Here is a 22,112-nt window from a genome sequence, read left to right on the forward strand (position 1 = left end):
ATTATTTCCATACTGAACCTTATGAATATTAATCGGTACATATTAAACTGAGGAAATATAAATACAGAAGCTGCCGGTAGATGTAAAGATATTAATGTAATCTTTCAATAGTAGCATAGCTTTGTGGGGAAGCAGTTGATGCCACCCAGGTATCTCCACTGTTAAGACCATTGACAAATACTGTAAAATATACATTAGCCCCTGCAGCATTCGTTATTCTAATGATGCTGTTACCATTGATATAACCCGGAAGGCCGGCCATTGTTGAAGGTTGTGTGTAGAGACCGTGTACATCTCCCGTTCCCGTAGGGGACGTAGAAACAATGAGTTGTAAATATTTGTTATTAGTACTTGCACCACTTATCGCGATTGAAATACTTGTCCCTATCCTATAGGTTCCTTTAGGAAGAAACACTGCACCACTGGCGGGTGTGACTGTTGCTCCGGATATTGTATTGAATGATGGATTATTAAGTGGTAATGCGGTCACCCCGGTTGCTGTAGATCCTCCTGCACCATTGCTTGAAGCTCCCACAGGATAAGTTGGGAAAGGAATCTTCATCACTTCTGCAGCAGAATTTTGTGGTACCCATCCAAATCCATCCCATGTATAAAGTCCTATACCATTAACACTAGTTGGATAGCTCCCGGCAGAGAGTGCATTGGTGGAACTTGATGAAGTAATGGCTGCGTTGGTATTGTATACCGTCATCCCGGCAACGGAAGTCCCGGTAAGCCCCCATGTACCCGTGCTTGCAAGGCTGATACGTGTTAAAAGTAATCCTTTATCAGTAGCGCTAAGCTCTAATGATGATGCTGTGTTTGGAGCAGTTGTCCCGATCCCGACATTATTATTGGCCGCATCTACAGAAAGTGTAGAGCCTTCTACAGAAAATGCATTAGTTGCCGTCCCGTTAAATGCTAAAGTATTAGCTCCTTGTGTTACCACCCTGTTTCCTGTGAGGGTTCCGTCTGTATTGTAAAGATTAACACTGGGTGAAGAACCGCCGGAATTTAATTTTATCCATACCGCGCCATCGAAATAATAGTACCCTTCCTGATCGATGTTGATCGAAGTCCCTGTTTGGGCTCCGGTGGAAACACCGTTTACGTAGATCATTGTAGAAACAGGCACAGCCGTCATATTTTGCGCCCTTTGTCTGTCAACCCTGGGCACTAAGAGTCCGTCTACGTTCGTCGTTGCTCCTGTCGCGTTTTTAGCAGTTATATCCATTGTTGCGGCCGGTGTTGTGGTCCCAATTCCCACTTGGGAAAATACAATGCCTGAGATTAACAGCATTATTGCTGTAAGATGGTGATTTCTCATAAAATAATTTTTTAGTTTTAAGGATTTTTGTGTTTTAGAAATTAGTACATGACTACCTGTTGTAGAGGCTTCCATATTTCTTCTGTATGTTTAAAATTGAACCCTGAGTGATGTATAACTTTTAGACTTAAAAGCTAAAGAATAATCGTTTTGAGATTCAAATTCGTGATACAGAATTTTTAAGACTTTAAAAAAATAAAAGTCTATTTGTTGTAATTTTTCCATTCTTAGTGTGTGTTAATGTGATAGAATTTTCAGAGTACAATACAATTGGAGTTATTCTGAAAATCTTTTGCAAATCTAGAATCGATTTGTGGTACTTGTATTTTTTTAAACATTAGTAATCATTAATTGAAAAGCAAAACATGCTAAAAAAACATTAATTACCTATCAATTAATCTACTCAATATCAATTAATTAAATTTTATTTACCGTTAATTATTTTTTTAACTATTTTTTTCATTTAATACATGAAATTAATAGTTAAATTATGTCTGTAAATAAAAAAATCCCTTAAAAAATATTTTTTATAAAATTAATTCTAATTTCACCCATCTAAAATGCCCGCTTCAAGAGTATGAAAATAGTCGTCTTTATTTTTATTTCATTCTTCTCCTTGCTGTTAATTAATTCTTGTCGTTCAGAGGATGACAATGAGTATTTTTATAACCTTAATGATTACGTTTCTGCAGAGTACAGCAATTATAATTTGACCAATATCCGCGCTCAGTATGATAAAGAACTGGCAAAATATAAAAAGACTGGAGATAAGAAATATCTTTTGAGCAGTAAATATGTTGAGCTTTTTCTTTATTACAACACAGATAGCCAGTATGCCTTAAAGCAAATCCCTCTTTTGTATGAATTGCTGAAGCTTAATAATGATCAATACGAATATATTTCTATATCCTGTAACTTTATGCTGGCCTTACATTTTGAGCACAATTCTCCAAAATTTGCAATGTATTTCCTGGATGAGGCTATTAAAACCGATGAGAAAATTGGAAAAAAATACATTCTCCCTCATCTCTATCATGCAAAAGGAAGGCTTTATTATAATGAAAAAAATTATTCTGCGGCTATGTTATACTTTAATAAAGCCTTAAAAACATATATAAAAAGAAAAGATGACAAAATATTCATCGCTTCTATGCATAATAATTTTGGGATGTGCTTTAATCAACTGAACAAAACGGATAAGGCAATACAGCAGACTCTGGAGGGAATTAAAATTCTGGAAGGGAAAAAAAAACTCAACAAGGAGGACTTACTTTTTATAACTGCTATGAAAGTCAATCTGGGCAAATATTATCTTAAGCAGAATGATTACAAAAATTCCTATATTTTTTGGAATGAGGGATTTGAGTTTTATCAAAAAATAGAACAGTATAATTCGGATTTTATGTTCGTCTCCCAGAAGCTTTTTGATATGTATGAAAGAGTCGGACAAAATGATAAAAAAGACAGTCTTGCCCGTTTATTAACAGAAATTGAACCCAAAATACAATATCTGCCGGATAAAATTACACTCTACGAAATATTGCAAAATTATTATCTGGAGATCAATGATCGTGAAAAACAAAAGGCTTCTTCTAAGAAAATATTACACCTTATCACTTTGTACAATGAGAAGAATCAGAAAGAACTGGCTCAGGTTTCGGATTTGCTGAACGATTATTTTATAAAGAGTATCAATCAGAAATATGACTATAACGTTAACATTCAGAAAAAGAATAACTGGCTTGTGTTAGTTTCAGCACTATTGATTATTACCGTTCTTGCTGGGTCTTTCATTAATGTGCATAAGAAAAATAAAAAAAATAAAGAGTTTGCAGAAAAACAGGAATTAACTCTAAACCAGGATATTCAATCTCAAAAAAACAGAATAAAGAACCTTCAGCTCAGTCTCAACCTGAAGATAGAAATGGAAAAAGCATTCCTGGAAAATCTCAAGCAAATAAAAAAGACAAAAAATCTTAATGCTGAAGAAGTGGTTAAAAACCTGATTTTTAAAATTAATAATCTGCTTGAAATTGACCGAAAAAACAATGATATTATCAACGAGAGCTATACAGAAAACAAAATGTTTATGGAAAAGCTCTCTGAAAGGTTTCCGGTTTTAACGGATCAGGAGCTGCAGTTATGTATTTATTTTAAGCTGGATCTTTCCTCTAAAGAAATATCATTGCTTGAAAATATTAAGGATGTAACGGCAAGAGTGTACAAAGCCAATATAAAATCGAAAATGAAGCTTGATAAAGAAACGGATCTGACTCTGTTTTTAAATAGTATTAAATAAGGTAGATCTGATAACGACCTCATCCATATCTTGGTCTTAAAATTTTGACATCAAACCACCCTGAAAACAAAAAACCCTCTGTTAACTGAAGTTACAGAGGGTTTTAGTACCCCGGGCGGGACTTGAACCCGCACGTTCTTACGAACACAGGATTTTAAGTCCTGCGTGTCTACCAGTTCCACCACCAGGGCAGGTGTGGAGCGAAAAACGGGATTCGAACCCGCGACCCCAACCTTGGCAAGGTTGTGCTCTACCAGCTGAGCTATTTTCGCATAGTGCGGATGAAGGGACTCGAACCCCCACGCCTCACGGCACCAGATCCTAAGTCTGGCGTGGCTACCAATTACACCACATCCGCTGGTTTGTTTATTTTAAAGAGCTTGCTTCGTTTTTGTGAGTGCAAATATAGGACATTTTCCTTTACCTCCAAACTTTTCAGAAAAAAAAATTAAAATTCTCACATTTTTTTTCTGCTCCGCCTATTATTACATTTCATTTTCTTACTTTTACAACGTTAATAATTACAATATGGAATTACAAGGAACGGTAAAGAAACTTTTTGATGCTCAGACATTTGCAAGTGGTTTTCAAAAGAGAGAAATGGTTATTTTAACCCAAGAACAGTATCCACAGCCGATAAACATAGAATTTTTGTCTGATAAGATCAGTTTATTAGATAACCTTAAAGAAGGTGAAAATGTGAAAGTGGGAATCAACATCAGAGGAAGAGAATGGGTTTCTCCTCAGGGTGAAACTAAATATTTCAATTCTATCACCGGATGGAAAATTGAAAAAGTGATGGACAACGGATCTGAGCCTACTCAGGCTTCGCCATCTCAATCTGCATCCCCGGTTTCCAACGAAAACCCTTTCGCTGGTGACGATGACGATGATTTACCTTTTTAATTAAAAGAAAAAGATCAAATATAAATCCTGCTTGCTCAAGTGGGATTTTTTTTCCAAAATAATGGTCCGACTAGACGAAAACGAGATTTCATTCCCCGATCCTGAACTTTATGACGGTCACGAAGGCTTGATTGCTTTTGGTGGCGACCTGTCCATAGAGCGTATCTGGTTCGCTTACCAGTTGGGAATTTTTCCGTGGTACAATCCCGGGGAGGAAATATTATGGTGGAGCCCGGACCCAAGGTTTGTCCTGTATCCTGAAGAACTGAAAGTCTCCAAATCGATGCGAAAGATACTGAACAGGGAGGTTTTTACATTTTCAGAGAATAAAAATTTCAGGGAAGTCATCCGAAACTGCCAGCAAACCAGCAGAAAGGAACAAACGGGAACATGGCTATCCGACGAACTGATGGAGTCTTTTATCAAGCTTCACGACTATGGTCTTGCCAAAAGTATTGAAGTATGGCAGGGGGAAGAGTTAGTCGGCGGATTTTACGGTCTTCAGATTGGGAGTGTTTTCTGTGGCGAAAGTATGTTTGCAAAAGTGAGCAATGCATCTAAAGCAGGTTTTATCCACTTTGTAGAAAGCCATAAAAAGGACCTTGATCTCATTGACTGTCAATCTCATACTGATCACCTGGAAAGCTTAGGCGCAAAAATGATTCCGAAAAAAGAATTTTTAAAAACCTTACACAAAAACAATGAACGCAGATAAAGAAAAATGGATCCTTCTGATTGTATTAACTGTTATCTGGGGATCCTCATTTATTTTGATCAAAAAATCGCTTGAACATTTCAGCCCCTATCAGGTGGGTGCCTTAAGGGTACTGATCGCAGGAATTGTTCTGATGCCGGTTGCCATTTCCAAGTATAAACTGTTTCCGAAAAAGCATTTAAAATGGCTTATTCTGGCAGCATTTACGGGAAATTTCATCCCTATGTTCCTTTTTCCGATTGCAGAAACAGAAGTGAGCAGCAGTATTGCAGGAATCATCAATTCTATGATGCCCATTTTTGTGATCATTGTAGGAGCGCTGGTGTGGAAATTTGAGACCACCAAAAGACAGATCGTAGGAACAATGATCAGTTTCGCAGGGGTTTGTTTACTGGCGTTTGGCGGAGACGGTGAAGGCGGAAAGTTTAAACTGATCCCGATTTTGCTGTTATTGCTGGCCACTTTATGTTACGCTTTAAGCACAACAACGGTAAAATCTAAGCTTATGGATGTTTCTTCTACGATTCTATCCGCATTTGTTTTTTCCTTCGTTTTATTTTTCCCATCGCTTATTGCTTTGACATTCACCGGATTCTTTTCGACATTCAGTTTTAACGAAGATAATATGCTGGGACTTATGTTTGTAGGTCTGTTATCGATCTTCGGAACAGGACTGGCTATGACCTTGAATTACCGGTTACTGAAAGTCTCCACTCCCCTTTTTGCGTCAACAGTAACGCTGCTGATGCCGATCGTTGCTATTATCTGGGGCTTTCTGGATGGCGAAAAACTGAGTTTTTTACAATTTGTGGGAGCAGGAGTCATTATTGGTGGACTGATCTTTTTAAGGGCTAAAGCAAAAAAATAAATCCTGAGATATTGAAAAATAATATATCTTTGGGCACTTATTTAATTAATAATCATGAAAAAAATTATTTTGTTGGGCTCAATGTCCCTACTTACTTTATCTTGTGGTCCCGATGATGACGACAACACTGTTTTAGACAACACCAATCCTTCTTTACAAAGTGTCATTCTTCCTGTAAAAATCAGTACCGATGGCGAAAGCATGAAAATCAACTATGATGGTACTAAGATCTTAAACATCACAAATCCCACTAATTCAGGTGATAAGATTATTTTTACTTATTCCGGTGATTTCGTTACCAACATCAAGTTTTACGAGGACAACATACTTCAATCTGCTACTTCTTATACGTATGCCAATAACCTTATGGCTTCAGCTACTAATACGGAATACTCCAATTCAGGAGCAGCAGAATACACTGTAATTCATACGTATACCCACGTTAGCGCTAACCAGATCAATGCAAAGAGACAGGTTCTTCACGGGCCAACAACCAATTATGTCATCAATAGTGTATACAACTACAGTGGCGGGAATTTGGTAAATGCTCCGGGAAGCGGATCAGGAACAAGCAACGGTGTTACGACCAACTATAACCAAGTAGCTTCTTATACTTATACTGATAAAAGCTATCCCTTCAAAAATGTAAAAGGTTTCGATAAAATTATATATAATGGTGACATGAGTGATGGAGTATCATACATGTTTTCTAATTTAAAGAATAATATAAGTTCTTACAAAGAAACCGTGTCCTATACTTCTCCCGGAAGCACAGGTAGCAGCTACACAGCTTATAAGTTTACAACAACTTTTAGTTCAAGCGGCTATCCTCTTTATGAAAGCAGACAGCCGACAGATTTAAATGGAAACCCTACTTCTTCTCAACCTGAAATTTATACTTACGAGTATAATCAGTAAAAAATAAAAATCCTGCATTTTATGCAGGATTTTCTTTTTATTTAAAGTTAATTCTTCTTTTTTACTTTTGCTTTGACCTTCTTCACCTCATCTTTAATGAAAGGATATTTTTTCTGCATATCCGTAGCCAGTGATGAATCTTTGCTTAATGCCTTCTGAAGCGATTCTGTTCCGACTTCCGGCCTTTTCAGGTTGAAATAACAGTTGCTTAGCTGATAATAGAGCTCTGCTCTGTCATGTACCTTAATGGCTCTTTCAAGGATAGTAACCGCTTCTTCATATTCTCCAAGAAGCATCAAAACCTCTGAATAGGCATACCAGTTATAAAACCTTGAAGGCTCAGCGTCTACCAGCTTTTTCAGGCAGGTAAGGCTTTCTTCAAATTTTCCAGAATCTATGAACAGGAATGCCAGTCTTTTCTGATAGTCAAGATTGGTATCATTCAGGTGGGTGGCTTCCTGAGCAAAATGCAACGCTTCTTTCATCCCTCCCATTTCTTCGTACAAATAAGATTGCTCCATCATCGCAAGATAAAACTGTGGGTCTTCTCTCAGTGATTTCTGGAACGCATTAAGAGCCATTATCGACTGTTTCTGCGCTTTGTAGCATAATCCTATCTTATAAAAAGTAAATGCTTTGGTATATTCAAGCTCAAGCATTTCCTCATATACTTCCACTGCTTTCTGATATTGTCCCAACGCTTCATAGCAGGCTGCTTTGTTGGCATATACTCCCACAGAACTTGAATTGATCGCCAGCAGGTAGTCATACCCTTTAATGGCTTCTTCAAAATTCTTTCTGTTGAAGTAAAACTGTCCGTATTCAAACCATGCGGTTTCGGAATAGGCAAATTCATCTAAGTATTCATTAAGAAAGGCAATAGCCTCCTCGCTCTTATTCAGGTCGCTGAAGCAGATCATACAGTTTTCAAGCGAATACTCGTCCGTAGGATCTTCTTTCAGAGCTTTTCTGTAGTGTTTAAGAGCGTTAAAGGGATCTCCCAAATTTACATATTCGTCCGCAATAAAGTTGTGAAGGAAGTTCTCTTCTTCCTGCAGTTCTAAGGCTTTTTTGCAGATGTCAATGGCTTTTCTGGGGTTTCCCAGGTTCGAATAATACTTCGCATAGCAGACCATAAAGTCTGTGTTTTCCATCGATGCCCCTTTCAGTTCGTCGATGAGCTCTTTTGCGGTATTATAATCTTCCCATTCCAAGAGAATTTCAAGTCTTTTGATCTTGATATCTAATGAATTCGGGTGAAGCTTAAGGCCATAATTAACAGCATTGTCTGCGTAGTTAAAATCTCCCAGCTCCAAATAATAAACAATGATATCTTCCAACTCTTCGGTATCGAAGTAGAATTCATCATTATTTTCCATCATTTCCTCGAACTTTTTCACAAGTTCATTTCCAAAATACTCTTCCAATAGTGTCGTCTTTGTCAGTCCGATGTCTGAATATGCTTACAAACCTCGGCAAACTTTATTAATTAATAATAACTTCTGAAACTGAAATTCAAATGTTTATGCAAAGTTGCAACTTTTTTTTGAATTAATTTTTCATAAATTTCTATTTTAAAGATAGTAAAAAAAGAAAACAGATAAAAGGATTGTGGATAAAAAAAGGAAATTGTGGTTAAATAGTCAGAACAAGTCTTTTTCCGGTTGGAATTTCGGTATTCCAGACTGATTCTATATCCTTTATTTCTGCCGTTTCCATATCTATTTTAATTTTATCTTCTACTGCCGCCCGGAACATTTCGGGAATAATTTCCGTAAACAGCAGCCGGGTCTCTTCTTTTGTCCAGCTTCCCAATCCGGATCCGGAGATCTGAATATCTGTTCCTCTCAGAATCTGCGAAGATAACTGAATGGTATCACCACTCATTCCGCCTACAGAAACCAGTCTGGTCTTGTGAGAAAATGTTCCGTTTCCTTTAAGAGCATACAGCAACATCTCTATAGAATGGCCCCAGAGATAATCTAAGATAATATCAATGGGTGTTTCGCTGTGAATTTCTTTAATTTTTGTTTTAAAATCTTCGTCCGGCTGTTTTAAAGAAACCACTTCATCTGCGCCCAACGCAAGAAGTGACTGTAAAGATGCTTCATTTCTGCCTGTAGCAATGATTTTTTTGGCTCCGTATAATCTGGCCACCTGAACTGCAATTTTTCCCGTCACTCCGGTTGCTCCATTGATCAGAACGGTATCGCCGGGTTTCATCCCTGCCTTGAATTTCAATCCCATCGCAGATCCCATAACGGCGTTGGGCAATGCGGCAGCGATAGCGAAGTCCAGTTCTTCCGGTACGAGAATAACAAATCCTTTTTCAGCATTTACTTTTTCCGCTGTGGTTCCTTTTTTACTGAAAAAATATACTTTTTGACCATTTTCAAGATATCCGGCACCATCTGTCCCTATAATTCTTGGCTGATGCGCTTCACTGCTTACGGAATAATGACTTCCTCCCGCTATGGCTCTGTCCAGGTTTTTGATGGATACGGCTTTTACCGTTATCTGCACTTCATTTTCCTGAGGAATTTCCGGATCCTGAAAATCTGTATATTGAGGAATGCTTCCTTTTTCAAATACGACTGCTGCTTTCATTCTATTAAATTTTTATGCAAAATTAGAATGAGAGCGGTCTGCAAAGCAATAACATTTGTTATCAGTTATCCTGCTGATTATTTCTTCAAAGCATTCTCTTTTAAAATCGCGCTTTTGATCCGGCTAAGATGTACTGTAGTAATTCCCAGATAGGAAGCAATATAATGCTGTGGGATTCTCCTGATGATTTCAGGGCGTTCTTTGGCAAGGCTGAGATAACGTTGTTTCGGGGTATCTTTTATAAATGAGAAAAAGTGTTTCATATAGTCAAAGATTCTTTCAAAAAGAGAATCCATGAATTGGGTCCTCAGTTCGGGATCTTCGTATACCTCAGCTAAGACAGCATCTGCATCGGTTTTATGAATCTTCCATAAAATACAGGATTCTATAGTTTCGAAGGATACCATACTGGGCAGGCCTTTCCTGAAGCTTTCGAGGGAAGAAAACATCGTATTTTCCATAAAGAACTGGAAAGTCACGTCTTTCCCGTCATTGTTGTACCATGCTCTTACGACCCCTTTTTCAATATAATAGGCACAGTCTGAAACTTCATTTTCCTTTAAAAGCAAAGTCTTAGCAGGAACTTCCATCCGCTCAAAGCAGCTTAGAAATTTCCGCCATTTTTCTTTCGGGAAGAGAAACCTGTTCTGGATATGCTCAAACATTTCGATAAGAAAAAAGAACGGAGCATTTCTGTTCCGTTCCTGATTTATTTTAGATTAAACTTTTAATTTTAGCGATGATATCATCTCCAAGCTTATCGGCTTCTTCCTGAGTGTAAGCTTCAGTATAGATTCTGATAATCGGTTCTGTATTGGACTTTCTAAGGTGAACCCAATTGTTTTCAAAGTCGATTTTAACACCGTCTACGGTAGAAACTTCTTCATTCTGATATTCTTTTTCCATTTTGGCTAAAATATCATCTACGTTGATCTCCGGAGTCAGTTCTATTTTCTTTTTCCCCATAAAGTAGCTTGGGTAGCCTGCTCTTAATTCTGAAACTGTTTTCCCTTCTTTGGCCAGATGAGTCAAAAATAATGCGGCTCCTACTAAAGAGTCTCTTCCGTAATGAAGATCAGGATAGATAATTCCTCCGTTTCCTTCTCCTCCGATCACGGCATTTTTCTCTTTCATTAAGTTCACAACGTTCACCTCTCCTACCGCACTGGCAAAATATTCTGAATCGTGGCTTCTGGCAACATCTCTCAAAGCACGGCTTGAAGAAAGGTTTGAAATAGCAGCCCCTTTTTTATGTTTCAATAAGTAATCTGCTACGGCAACCAGGGTATATTCTTCCCCGAACATTTCCCCATTTTCATCAATTAATGCCAATCGGTCTACGTCCGGATCCACAACGATTCCAAGGTCTGCCTTTTCCTTTTTTACCAGCTCACAGATATCTCCCAAATGTTCTTTTAAAGGCTCAGGGTTGTGTGGAAACTGCCCGTTCGGTTCGCAGTATAGTTTTATCGTCTCACAGCCTAATTTATCCAACAACATCGGAATGGCGATTCCTCCTGTAGAGTTTACCGCATCAAGAACGATTTTGAATTTCTTCGCTTTAATCGCTTCAACATCTACCATCGGAAGATCTAAAATCTGCTGAATATGAATATCAAAGGCATCATTTCTTGTTTCATATTTTCCAAGATCATCTACTTCAGCGTAGTTGAAATCTTCACTTTCAGCCAGTGCAAGTACTTTTGCACCATCCTCTCCGCTGATGAATTCTCCTTTGCCATTCAATAGCTTAAGAGCATTCCATTGTTTTGGATTATGGGAAGCGGTAAGGATGATTCCACCGTCTGCATTCAGCTCAGGGACCATAATTTCCACCGTTGGCGTTGTGGAAAGCCCTAAATCTACGACATTGATGCCCAATCCCTGAAGAGTAGCTGTTACCAGTGAAGAAACCATTTCTCCGGAAATTCTGGCGTCTCTTCCTATGACAAGGGTTAAATTCTTTTTATTCTGTGTATTCTGAAGCCAGGTCCCGAATGCAGAAGCAAATTTCACCACGTCCAGAGGAGTCAGGTTATCATTTACTTTTCCACCGATTGTTCCTCGGATCCCTGAAATAGATTTTATTAACGACATTCTGTTTTTATTTTTTTTAGTTGTTTTTTATTCCGGACAAAGATACTTAAAAGACCTTTAAGTTATAAAACAGGAATCTTTTTCTGGATCTTGTCATAATTTCTTTCCACCACTTTCGGAGGCGGGAAGCGGTACCCTATATAAAGCAGTCCATACAGATTATTGTTCTGCACGTTCTGGTCACCTTTTTCATTATAGGCAGAAGCATTGACATTGAACTTTCCTCCAAACAGGATTCGGTCTGTATTGTATCCTATATGAAGCCCCGTAGCAAATCTGAGGGTTAAATATTGTGTATTTTCTTTATTGAATTTGGTCCCGTCACCACGGATATCCCAGCTGCTGGAAAACATTCCGCCGAGTCCCAGTGAGACATTGGGTGCGATATTGACTCTTTTTTTAGCGCCAAGTACCCAGTTGTAAAAATAGCCCATATTGGCTCCGAAACTATACTGAGTTTCCTTACTTTTCTGTCCGTTTAAAATATCTCTGAACACGGAAAGATCATAATCTACAAAAGGAACCCAGCTTCCACGGCTCTCCTTTTGCCATTCGCCCTGTGTATAAATGCTTTTCAGAGAGAAATCATTCTTCATCACGTAGGCCGTAGATCCTCCAAAGCTTTGGACTCTCAGATCCGGAAACTGGAGATATGAATCTTTTCCTTCTTTCCATTCTGGATAAAAGTCCTGCATATTCTCCAAATAAAAACCTTTCACATTTTTATAGTAAAGGGTCTGGATCAATTTTTTCGGGAAAAACCGGAATCTGAAATCCGCATAGGAACTGCTGCCTTTAAGCTCATTATCATTGTTGCCCGGAAGAAAATTGGGTGTAAATGAGACGGTGGCACTTATAATCCTGTAATCAATGGAAAAAGACGCTCTTGTTTTGTTATTAATCGTCAGAATAGTTTCTAAAGCCTTATCCTCGGGACCTTCCGTAAAAACATATTTTTCAATATTGGTATCAAGGTTGACCCGGACCATAACCTGATCTGCGTAAGACTTGATTTTGGCCGTATCGGTCTGGGATTTTGCCAGAACGGTGACAAGTGAGAATAAAAGGACTGCTGCTGATTTCGGGCTCAAATCGAAATGGTTTTAGTTTCAGAAAATGAAATTACTACAATTTTTCCAATTATGAGCTTAATGCAGGATTATGAACATCCGCAGTCTTTATCGCAGCCGGTTCTTTTGGAACTGAATTTTTTAGGTGCAAAATTCTTTCTGAGCACTTTAAATAAAGAGTAGCAGGCAAATGCAACGATCAATACGATAATCACGTACTGAAATAGTAATGAAGTATCCATTATTTTAAAATCTGATATGCTATCAACGACACAAAATAGGCCAAACCTGTCATCATCGCTACCTGAAAGCCGGTCCATTTCCAGCTTTTGGTTTCTCTGTAGACTACTGCCAGTGTAGAAACACACTGCATTGCAAATGCGTAGAATAAAAGTACGGAAATTCCGGTTGCAAAACTGAAGACTTTTGAGCCATCTGGTTTTACATCTCTCCTCATTTTATCAATCACCTTTACTTCGGGAGCATCATCTTCAAGGCTGTACAGCGTTGACATGGTTCCCACGAAAACTTCTCTTGCTACAAAACTTGTCAGAATTCCCACCCCCATTTTCCAGTCGTAGCCAAGGGGTTCAATAAGAGGTTCAATTCCTTTCCCCATTTTAGCCAGATAAGAATGATCCAGCTCAACGTTTGTCGCTACAAACTGTTCAGGTTTCTGTTTGGGTCCGAAATAGCTCAGAAACCAGATGATGATACTTACAATAAATATGATTTTTCCCGCTCCTGTAATAAATTCCCAGACTTTTCCCAAAACCATTTTAAAATCGTATCCGAAAAGTGGTTTTTTATAGGTTGGAAGATCCATGACAAGATAGGTTTTTCCTTCATTCTTGATAAATCCTTTAAGAATAGCCGCTGAAAGCAAAGCCACAACGAAACCTAAAAGGTACATGCCCATCAATACCAGGGCTTTATATTTGATTCCAAGGAAAGATCCTTCTGAAATAATCAGCCCGATAATGATACTGTACACCGGAAGTCTCGCGGAACAGGTCATGAAAGGGGTAACCAATATGGTCAACAGTCTTTCTCTTACATTCTCAATATTTCTTGTGGAGATCACGGCAGGAATAGCACAGGCAGTTCCTGATACCAACGGAACAATACTTTTCCCATTCAATCCGAACGGACGTAAAAGCCTGTCCATCAGAAATACCACTCTCGCCATATACCCTGAGTCTTCTAGTAAATAAAGGAAGTATAATAAAATTCCGATCTGAGGGGCAAAGACTACAATGCCTCCGATTCCGGGAACTATTCCGTTTGAAATCAATGAATTAATTGGTCCTTCCGGCAAATGTTCTCCTGTAAAGGCGGCCAGCCATGAGAAGAAACTTTCGATCCAGTTCATTGGATATTCGGCCAGGAAGAAAACACTTTGGAAAATAATTAACAGGATCATCAGGAACACGACATACCCCCAGAATTTGTGGACCAGTACTTTATCAAGCTTTTCTGTCAGAAGTTCTTTGAACTGAGCTTTCTTAGAGATAACATCTGACAAAATTTTGTCAACATTCTGATATCTTCTTACGGTTTCCTGTACCTGAAGTCTTTTAGGAACCAGACTTTTAGAATCAGGCTCATTCATCTGGTCTTTGATGGATCCAATTCTTCCCAGGTCAGTGCCTAAGGAAAGACTCATCCATGCTTTATATTCGTTATCGATGCCTTTATGGGCAGCTAATTTTTGAATAAAATCTTTATGTTCGTTCGGGGTTTCGAAAGAGTTTTTTTCTGCTTTTACAAAACCGTTATTCAGGACGGCTTCTCTGATCTCATCTATTCCCAATTGTTCTTTGGCATTGGTCTGGATGATCTTAATACCCAAAGCATCTGAAAATTTCTGAATATCAATGCTGATTCCTCTTCTTTCCGCCTGGTCGATCTGATTCACTACCAGAATCATGGGAACACCCAGATCCTGTATCTGCTGAAACAGAAGCAGACCTCTTTTGAGGCTTAATGCTTCAAGAATATAGATGACACCAGCGTAATTTTTTTGTTCGTCAATAAGAAATTTGGAAAAAATAGCTTCATCTTCCGAGCTTGGATAGACACTGTATGAACCCGGCAGGTCGATCACCTCAACTTCCTCGTTTTTATAGGTGTAATTTCCTGAATGGCTCGCTACGGTAACTCCTGCGTAATTTCCGGTTTTCTGCTTTTTGTTGCACAGTGCATTGAAAACCGTAGACTTTCCTACATTGGGATTCCCGACTAAAAGGACCTGTTTTTTCTTATTTTCCTGCATTAATTCAATTCTTCAACAATGATATAATTTCCCTCTTCTTCACGTAGAGCGATTCGGCTTTTTTCCTCTCCAAATTCTACATACATAGGACCTTTGAACGGCGCCTGGTACAATATTCTGAAAATTGTTTCCGGCAGAAGCCCCATTTCTATAATCTTGTTAGGCATTTTCAGGTGATCATTATCATAGCCCAAAATCTTCCCCATTTTGTTTTTAGGGAATGTGCTTAATTTATGTAAGTCCTTCTCTTTCAAAACCTGCTTTTTTGTAAGGGCAAATATACGTTATTTAAATTTAATCTAAATAACGACAGGTATGAAAGAAATCAACCCAAATACATGACTGTATCTGGGTTGATTCAAAAATATAATTTAGTTGATATGAATGTTCTATTTTTTCTTTTTCTCTGGAGTTTGTGATGAATTTTCTATTGGGTTATCGTTAGCGCTGAAAAAGTCTTTATAGCCTTTTTCCTGTTTTTTCATCATGTCTCCGATGGTTCCGTCCATTCCTGGAATTGATTTGGACATCATTTCCTGCGTCATCATTGGTCTTACGGTTGCAAAAGGATCTTTCTTAAAATCATTAAATGTTTTCTCAAACTTATCTCTTGGCATTTCTGTTACTTTTAAACCAACATTTGAAATTTTTTCCATATAAGTTACTTCTTCCCAATTTGGAACTTTTTTGTTTCCTTTAAGAACCCAAGAGTAGTTTTTGCCCTCATCTTCAATCTTTACGATCAAGCCTGGAAGTCCTGAAAATTTATAGGGTCCATCCTGAAAAGGAAGTTCAGAACTGAACCAAGCAGTCCACTTTTTTCCACCAAATTCTGTTGTTGCTTTTTGGGCGTTGTAAGTTCCGATTTTTGTTTTTTCATCAGAAATTTTCCAATCGAATTTTGCAGTTTCATTATATCCAATACTCATTGGAGAAAATCCGCTTGCAATTCTTTCAATATACTGAATTTCCATATTTGGATAAGTCTTCACAATTTTTTCTGAAAACTTCGGCATCTTGAAAGATTTCGACATGTCTTTGTAGACTCCTGCCTTCTGCATTGCTTCAATTTGAACTTTTAGAATTGAATCTTGTCCAACCGCTGTAAAGTCTCTGTAAATAGATCTACCCTTAACAATATCAAGAGCCATGACTACATTGTCCATCTTTGCGGAGTCTTTCTTCGGCTTAAAAGTAAGCTCATAAAAGAAACGGTTTGCTGTTTCTTTTGATTCTTTTGAATCCTGCGCCGATGCCAGGGCAAAAAGAGCAATAAAGAATACAGAAAATAGATTTTTCATTGTGATAATGTTTACTAATTAGTTATCAATTGATGAAATATGTTACAGTTTTTTTTCAAAAAATAATTCAGACTGTTGTAAATAACTGAACTGCAGGACGCTATTAGTCTTTAATTTATTTTGTTTCTTTTTTAGTATTCTCTGAATTATTTTCATTCAAGAGATCCCTTCAGAATAAAATTATGATTTCGTTAAAACATGTTACGCTCCAAAAGACTTATCTTTAAGTACTTAAAAAACAAAATAGTATGGACACTTTATCACAATTTAAAGATGAGTTTGAAACCGAGTATCAGACGACTAGGAAGTTCTTAGAAGCATATCCTGAAGGAAAAAACGACTATGCTCCTCATGAGAAAAGCATGAAACTGATGCCTCTGGCCACCCACATTTCTGAGATTTTCGGATGGCCGGATACCATACTGAAAACTTCGGAGGTTGATTTTGCCAATGGAGATTTTCAGCCTAAAAATCTTTCTACCAAAGAAGATCTTTTGCAGACCCTTGATGAGAACTTTAAATCTGCACAGGAATCTCTTGGTAACGCTAAAGAGGAAGACCTTAATGAATACTGGGCTTTAAAAAATAACGGACACGAAGTCGCTAAATGGACGAAGTACGGTTCCATTCGCCACTCTCTGAACCAGATCACGCATCACAGGGCACAGCTAGGGGTTTATTACCGACTGAATGATATCGCTCTTCCTGGAAGTTATGGCCCTACAGCTGATCAGCAAAGCTTTTAGAAAAACAGAATATATCTCAAACAAAAAACCAATCTCTTTCCGAGATTGGTTTTTTTATTTTATGCTTTTTAGTTATTACTTAAAGTTGAATTTTACTGTAAACATCACTTGGCTTGGGCGTAGCTGATATCTTGTAAACGTAATATTTGTGGTATTGATATCATAAGTTTCGAATACTTTTTTGTTAGCAATATTCATCCATTTAAGCTCGAAATCAATTTTCTTTTTCGACCAGGTAAACTGATAGGAAACATCATAGAATCCGTTGCGGTATTTCTGATCGGCAGCATTGGTATTGACCTGATCCCAATTGAATCCGATCGTATGATTTTCAACAGGGTAGAAAAACAGTCCAAGATTGTGTGTAAATCCTGTTCTGATGGCACTTGAGTTGATCTTTCCTGTACTGGTCTGTTTGGTTCTGGAAATACTTGCGTTATAATCCACACTCATCCAGCTGAAATAGGTGTTGTTGAATTTCACGCCATAAGACTGTCCATTGTTGTTATTCGTATAAGCATCATTATTTAAAAATGCATCAGACTTCGTTGTATTGTTACTGTAGCTAAGAGAAGCATTGGTCTTAAATTTCGGGAAATATTTTCCTATTTCTGCAGTGTATCCATTATTTAAAATATGGTTATCCTGCTCAATGTATTTCATGATGCTGTATCCCGGGCCGTTGATCGTAGGGTTGGAGATCAGGTTTCTTTTGGCATCAGAAAATCTATAACTTACATTAAAGAATAAATTATTCAATGGGTTTCTGTACTCTATTCTTGTTCCTGCAGATTTATTGTTATTCTGAGGAATTGGATTATTGATGTCCATTGCATTAATTCCGCTTGGTGAAGTCATCAGGAATCCTGAGTAAGCCGTATTTATTTCTCCAAAATTGTTATTGATATTAGCACTTACTGAGGCTTTCCAGAAAGAAGCAAAAGAGTACTGTGCAAAGATATTAGGCTCAAAAGTAACTTTATTTACTGTTTTTGAAACATTTCTTAACGGATCTTCTGCTTTAATGTTATTGGAATTTACAGGAACATTGGCATACAACATCCAAGATTCATTTTTATAGTTCACCCCTAAACTTCCGTAAGGTGTTGCCGTGGTATATTTCAGATCATTACTGTATTGTGATGGAAGCACTCCTGTTGTTGTAATATTGGTAAGGTCTGAAACCAGATCTGTTGTTTTAAAATTAAATCCAACCTCCGGAGTAAATGTCCATCCTTTCGCAGAAAAACTAATATTGGCAGAATGGTTGGCTTCTAAAGTTTTAAGTCTTAAGTTCTGACGAACAAAATTACTGCCTGCTGATGGTGTAAATCCTGGTATCCCCAAATAAGATGATGGAGAAACTTCCAGATTTTGCTTGTCTGTCTGATAACTCACAAAAGATAGTACATTTACCATCTTTTCTTTCCATGGAATGATCGTACTCAATGAGTTTTGAAATGAAGTGGTGGGAGATTCTACCGCTTCGTCTGCATGCCTTAATGAGCCGTCTTTCGCATCTGTTCTGTCCACAATCCCCCGGTCTGCATTCCAGTATTGAGAGAAGCTCGTTGTATTTTTAAAGAATCCTTTCTTGGCATTCTTTGTAAATATCAATTCTCCTTTTGCTTTATCTGTGTAAAAATTATTAAGAATATTGGTGTAGTTAGAGCTTCCTCCGAAATAATCTGTCTGGCTGTAAGACTCTCTTTCTACCGCATTATTCGTGTAGTTTGCATTAGCCTTAAGTTCCCACTCTTTCTTTTTGTCGATATTGGTTAGGTAGTTTGCAGACAGGTAATGCACATTGTTCATTAAATATCTTTTTACCGGAAGGTTGGGCGTGCTTGCATTTTCTACATTCAGCCAGTCATTTTGAGACGCGTTGATTCTTCGTCCTTCAAACCGGTTTCCAAAAGCAAGAATATTTCCTTCATTTTCCACCTGCTCACCCATATTGTTGGTTTTGTAATTTACTACCCACTGGCTTTTCTGTCCGAAAAACATTGGTGTCAGTTTAACATTCCAAAGCCATGGATCTCCAAAACCGGTTCCCACTTCTCCTCTTCCGGTCATGGTAACGGAATTTTTAAGTTTGATATTGATGGCTGCCTGGTCAGAAGGTACTTTATCCTGCAAAATTTTTACCGGCTGGTGGTTTTCAAGAACCTCCACTTTCTGTACGGCATCTTTTGGAAGCGAGTTATTAATTGTTCCGTAACCTCCTTCCATAAGATCTTTCCCATTCACATAGAATTTGTTGATAGCATTTCCCTGATAAAGAATGGTTCCGTCTTTATTGACTTCGATACCCGGAATTTTTCGCATTACATCGGCAAGTGTTCTGTCACTTTTGCTGTCAAAGGCTTTCAGGTCATAGGCAATGGTATCCCCTCTCGCAGTGATCATTTTGGTTTTCAGCTGCACTTCTTTTATCTCTGTGGCTTCAGACTGCATTTTGAAAGTTAGGGTCTGATCGCTGTTGCTGATCTGTTTGGTAAGGGGTTTTTGGTTGAAAGCCTTTACTTTCAGATCTACGTTAGATTCTGAGGAAGTAAATGTGACTTTATATTCACCTTTGGAATTAGTGATCCCGTACGCTAAGATAGCATCTTTACCCGGTTCTTCTATGGTAACGCTGGCGCTTGGGACCGGAGATCCGTCTTCATCGGTAATTTTTCCTGAAACCGTTTTCTGTGCAAAAGTGAGCACCGTAAAAAAAAGCATCAGAAATAAAGATATCTTTCCTTTCATAATTTATTATTTGCCTAATTAGTTCGTAGCTTGTGTTTTTTGTTACACTTTTTATAAAGATGTATTTTATGGATAAAGGTTAAATGACTTATCACTACAAAAATAGTTATATTTTTCATATAGTCAATAATTTGATGTAAAATTTTAAAAAATAGTACGATTACAGAGGGTTATCGGCTTAAAAACCAGGATTATTTTATTTTAAATAACAGTCTGTCAATTTTCTTCCTAAAATTCGTTTGGTATGACAATTCTTTAAAATCTTATCGCTAAATTTATATCGAATCAATTCATTTCTTTTTATTCCGGTGTAACATTTTAGAAGAAAATATTGTCTTATAGTAGGGAAAAAGCAAAGAGTTCTTATGAAAGGATAATTTTTTATATTCTTATTTAGTCTAAATAGTTAAAAGTGATTTGAATCATAGATTAAAAAAAACTTAAACACTGATTCATATATATTTATTTAATAATTTTGTAACATAAAATTTATAGAATGGGAATTATTTTAAAGCCTATAGATGTTGTAGATGACATTACTCAGGAAGAGTTTATGGAAAAATATCTAAAGCCCAGAAGGCCCGTTGTCATTAAAAACATGGCAAGAAAATGGCCTGCTTATCAGAAGTGGACCATGGATTATGTAAAAGAAGTGGTAGGTGATGTGGAAGTTCCTCTTTACGATTCTAAAAAAGCCGATCCTGCTGCTCCCATTAATACGCCCACTACAAAAATGAAGTTCGGAGATTATATAGATCTTATCCAGAGAGAGCCTACCGATCTTAGAATTTTCTTTTTTGACCCGATAAAACACGCCAATAAATTGATGGATGATTTTATTGCCCCTAAAGAGCTTATGGGAGGTTTCCTGGATAAATATCCATCCATGTTTTTTGGAGGGAAAAGCTCCGTAACATTCCTTCATTTTGACATTGATATGGCCCATATATTTCACACGCACTTCAACGGAAGGAAGCATGTGAAATTATTTGAATATAAATGGAAAGAAAGACTTTACAGACTTCCCTACGCTACTTATGCACTGGAAGATTATGATATCGACAATCCTGATTTTGAGAAATATCCTGCCTTAAATGGCGTGGAAGGAATTGAATGCTTCCTGGAACACGGTGATACCCTTTTCATGCCTACGGGATGGTGGCACTGGATGAAGTATCTGGACGGAAGTTTCTCTATTTCTTTAAGGGCATGGGACAAATCCTGGGCCGTGAAAGCCCACTCCATATGGAATCTTACTGTACAGCGTAAGTTTGATGATATTATGAAGTCCAATTTCAAAACCACTTATATGGACTGGAAAGAAAAAGCAGCCGTTAAAACCGCAGAATTGGCCCTGAAAAGAGGCTTACCCAAATAAAACAAAAAGACGTTTCAAATTGAAGCGTCTTTTTTTATTGTTGAATATTAAGAAGAAGTTCCTCCATATTTCTCGTGACCTCGTTGCATGAAAAGCAGGCTTCTTTTCCATCCTGGGAAAACCATCTGCACTGAGATCGGATCGGGCAGAAGAACAACTCTTTTTCTTTATGGGTGTCCAGATTCTGAACTTTCTGAGATAAAGAACATTTCGATTCTTCAGCGTTCCATTGCGCGCAGCCCTTTTCAACGCATTTTCCTGTAAACCGGAATCTCTGTTCAAGACTGTTTTTATCCTGATTCTGATCCAGAAAATCTTCTGTGACGTTGAGAGGTGTTATGAACTGTACCTTTCCGTCTTTGCTGACCACTCCGAAAAGCTGTGCCCCAACTTTTCCTACATAACTGGGACACATCTTTTTTGAAGTATTGGAATTAGCCTCCATAGCTTTTTATTTGACCCTGGATGTCTTTCAACTGGCTCTGAATATCAATTCCCGGTTTAAAAATAATGATTCCCCACGGAAACCAGTCTTTAATTTTCAAGGGTCTCACCAATCCTTTGAAGTCTCTGTGAGCTCCGAAAGCCTGGGTATTGTCAATCTTTGAAAGTTCGGAAAGGACAACGCTTTGAATCCCTCTGTCGATGTTTTTCAACTGCTCATCGGTAAGGTCTACCCCTTCCAGTGAAACGAAAAAATGCTTTTTAGTAGCCATAACTATAGTTTTTATTGGTTTTATAAAGCAAATTTCGGCAGAGTATGTGCTAAGTTTATGAGGAAAAACACCCTTTATGCACGCGTGAAAAACCTGATAATTATAATTTGATTATCAGTCAACTAACCTTAATTT

Annotated in this window: 20 protein-coding genes and 3 tRNA genes; 7 read left to right on the forward strand and 16 right to left on the reverse strand. The window is 37.7% G+C overall.

Annotated features, from left to right (window positions below; all coding sequences use genetic code 11):
• Window positions 1-91 precede the first annotated feature (91 nt).
• Entirely contained in the window at window positions 92-1,327 is a 1,236-nt protein-coding gene (locus tag LC419_RS16085; RefSeq protein WP_223608318.1) for a hypothetical protein, read from the reverse strand.
• Window positions 1,328-1,904: 577 nt separating this feature from the next.
• On the opposite strand from LC419_RS16085, the gene LC419_RS16090 reads away from it, so the two are divergent.
• Entirely contained in the window at window positions 1,905-3,626 is a 1,722-nt protein-coding gene (locus LC419_RS16090) for a LuxR family transcriptional regulator (RefSeq protein WP_223608319.1), read from the forward strand.
• 107 nt (window positions 3,627-3,733) lie between these two features.
• On the opposite strand, the gene LC419_RS16095 is transcribed toward LC419_RS16090, so the two are convergent.
• From LC419_RS16095 to LC419_RS16105, 3 genes are all read right to left on the reverse strand, one after another.
• Window positions 3,734-3,817, reverse strand: a tRNA-Leu gene (locus LC419_RS16095).
• 5 nt (window positions 3,818-3,822) lie between these two features.
• Window positions 3,823-3,898: transfer RNA gene (locus tag LC419_RS16100), tRNA-Gly, on the reverse strand.
• Window positions 3,899-3,902: 4 nt separating this feature from the next.
• A tRNA-Leu gene (locus tag LC419_RS16105) sits at window positions 3,903-3,984 on the reverse strand.
• 170 nt (window positions 3,985-4,154) lie between these two features.
• Here LC419_RS16105 and LC419_RS16110 point away from each other — a divergent pair.
• From LC419_RS16110 to LC419_RS16125, 4 genes are all read left to right on the forward strand, one after another.
• The gene (locus LC419_RS16110) at window positions 4,155-4,532 is read left to right on the forward strand and encodes a DUF3127 domain-containing protein (protein ID WP_034739828.1); all 378 of its coding nucleotides are present in this window, start codon (window positions 4,155-4,157) and stop codon (window positions 4,530-4,532) included.
• 61 nt (window positions 4,533-4,593) lie between these two features.
• On the forward strand, window positions 4,594-5,247 hold the full coding sequence (aat, locus tag LC419_RS16115; RefSeq protein WP_223608320.1) for a leucyl/phenylalanyl-tRNA--protein transferase: 654 nt from the start codon (window positions 4,594-4,596) through the stop codon (window positions 5,245-5,247).
• Window positions 5,234-6,115 (forward strand): DMT family transporter, encoded by an 882-nt coding sequence (locus tag LC419_RS16120; RefSeq protein ID WP_223608321.1) that lies wholly within the window; start codon window positions 5,234-5,236, stop codon window positions 6,113-6,115. Before aat ends, LC419_RS16120 begins: the two co-directional genes overlap by 14 nt.
• Window positions 6,116-6,169: 54 nt before the next feature.
• The gene (locus tag LC419_RS16125) at window positions 6,170-7,033 is read left to right on the forward strand and encodes a hypothetical protein (RefSeq protein ID WP_223608322.1); all 864 of its coding nucleotides are present in this window, start codon (window positions 6,170-6,172) and stop codon (window positions 7,031-7,033) included.
• A 47-nt stretch (window positions 7,034-7,080) separates the two neighbouring features.
• On the opposite strand, the gene LC419_RS16130 is transcribed toward LC419_RS16125, so the two are convergent.
• The 9 genes from LC419_RS16130 to LC419_RS16170 form a co-directional block, all read right to left on the reverse strand.
• A complete protein-coding gene (locus tag LC419_RS16130) occupies window positions 7,081-8,460 on the reverse strand; it encodes a lipopolysaccharide assembly protein LapB (RefSeq protein ID WP_223608323.1) in 1,380 nt (459 codons plus the stop codon).
• Between the two features lie 208 nt (window positions 8,461-8,668).
• Window positions 8,669-9,640: a zinc-binding alcohol dehydrogenase family protein gene (locus tag LC419_RS16135; protein WP_223608324.1), complete on the reverse strand. Its 972-nt coding sequence runs from the start codon at window positions 9,638-9,640 to the stop codon at window positions 8,669-8,671.
• 77 nt (window positions 9,641-9,717) lie between these two features.
• Window positions 9,718-10,305 (reverse strand): Crp/Fnr family transcriptional regulator, encoded by a 588-nt coding sequence (locus tag LC419_RS16140; RefSeq protein WP_223608325.1) that lies wholly within the window; start codon window positions 10,303-10,305, stop codon window positions 9,718-9,720.
• A gap of 49 nt (window positions 10,306-10,354) precedes the next feature.
• Entirely contained in the window at window positions 10,355-11,737 is a 1,383-nt protein-coding gene (glmM, locus tag LC419_RS16145; RefSeq protein ID WP_223608326.1) for a phosphoglucosamine mutase, read from the reverse strand.
• A 62-nt stretch (window positions 11,738-11,799) separates the two neighbouring features.
• Window positions 11,800-12,828: a DUF4421 family protein gene (locus LC419_RS16150; RefSeq protein ID WP_223608327.1), complete on the reverse strand. Its 1,029-nt coding sequence runs from the start codon at window positions 12,826-12,828 to the stop codon at window positions 11,800-11,802.
• Window positions 12,829-12,896: 68 nt separating this feature from the next.
• Window positions 12,897-13,049 (reverse strand): hypothetical protein, encoded by a 153-nt coding sequence (locus LC419_RS16155; protein ID WP_223608328.1) that lies wholly within the window; start codon window positions 13,047-13,049, stop codon window positions 12,897-12,899.
• On the reverse strand, window positions 13,049-15,082 hold the full coding sequence (gene feoB / locus LC419_RS16160) for a ferrous iron transport protein B (RefSeq protein ID WP_223608329.1): 2,034 nt from the start codon (window positions 15,080-15,082) through the stop codon (window positions 13,049-13,051). The genes LC419_RS16155 and feoB overlap by 1 nt, the downstream gene beginning before the upstream one ends.
• Complete coding sequence (locus tag LC419_RS16165) at window positions 15,082-15,336, reverse strand: FeoA family protein (RefSeq protein ID WP_223608330.1); 255 nt, start codon at window positions 15,334-15,336, stop codon at window positions 15,082-15,084. Before LC419_RS16165 ends, feoB begins: the two co-directional genes overlap by 1 nt.
• 135 nt (window positions 15,337-15,471) lie before the next feature.
• Window positions 15,472-16,383, reverse strand: coding sequence for a GLPGLI family protein (locus tag LC419_RS16170; RefSeq protein ID WP_223608331.1), 912 nt, complete (start codon window positions 16,381-16,383; stop codon window positions 15,472-15,474).
• A 248-nt stretch (window positions 16,384-16,631) separates the two neighbouring features.
• Between LC419_RS16170 and LC419_RS16175 the strand changes: the two genes are divergently transcribed.
• Window positions 16,632-17,129, forward strand: coding sequence for a DinB family protein (locus LC419_RS16175; RefSeq protein WP_223608332.1), 498 nt, complete (start codon window positions 16,632-16,634; stop codon window positions 17,127-17,129).
• Window positions 17,130-17,204: 75 nt separating this feature from the next.
• On the opposite strand, the gene LC419_RS16180 is transcribed toward LC419_RS16175, so the two are convergent.
• Window positions 17,205-19,883, reverse strand: a complete 2,679-nt coding sequence (locus LC419_RS16180; protein WP_223608333.1) for a carboxypeptidase-like regulatory domain-containing protein — start codon at window positions 19,881-19,883, stop codon at window positions 17,205-17,207.
• Window positions 19,884-20,379: 496 nt separating this feature from the next.
• Here LC419_RS16180 and LC419_RS16185 point away from each other — a divergent pair, with 496 nt between their 5' ends.
• Window positions 20,380-21,261 (forward strand): cupin-like domain-containing protein, encoded by an 882-nt coding sequence (locus LC419_RS16185; RefSeq protein ID WP_223608334.1) that lies wholly within the window; start codon window positions 20,380-20,382, stop codon window positions 21,259-21,261.
• A 34-nt stretch (window positions 21,262-21,295) separates the two neighbouring features.
• Here LC419_RS16185 and LC419_RS16190 read toward each other — a convergent pair whose 3' ends face one another.
• Both LC419_RS16190 and LC419_RS16195 read right to left on the reverse strand, forming a co-directional pair.
• Window positions 21,296-21,706, reverse strand: a complete 411-nt coding sequence (locus LC419_RS16190; protein WP_223608335.1) for a hypothetical protein — start codon at window positions 21,704-21,706, stop codon at window positions 21,296-21,298.
• A complete protein-coding gene (locus LC419_RS16195; RefSeq protein WP_223608336.1) occupies window positions 21,696-21,977 on the reverse strand; it encodes a hypothetical protein in 282 nt (93 codons plus the stop codon). The genes LC419_RS16190 and LC419_RS16195 overlap by 11 nt, the downstream gene beginning before the upstream one ends.
• Window positions 21,978-22,112 lie beyond the last annotated feature (135 nt).

Source organism: Chryseobacterium sp. OSA05B (assembly GCF_019970065.1).
GTDB lineage: Bacteria > Bacteroidota > Bacteroidia > Flavobacteriales > Weeksellaceae > Chryseobacterium.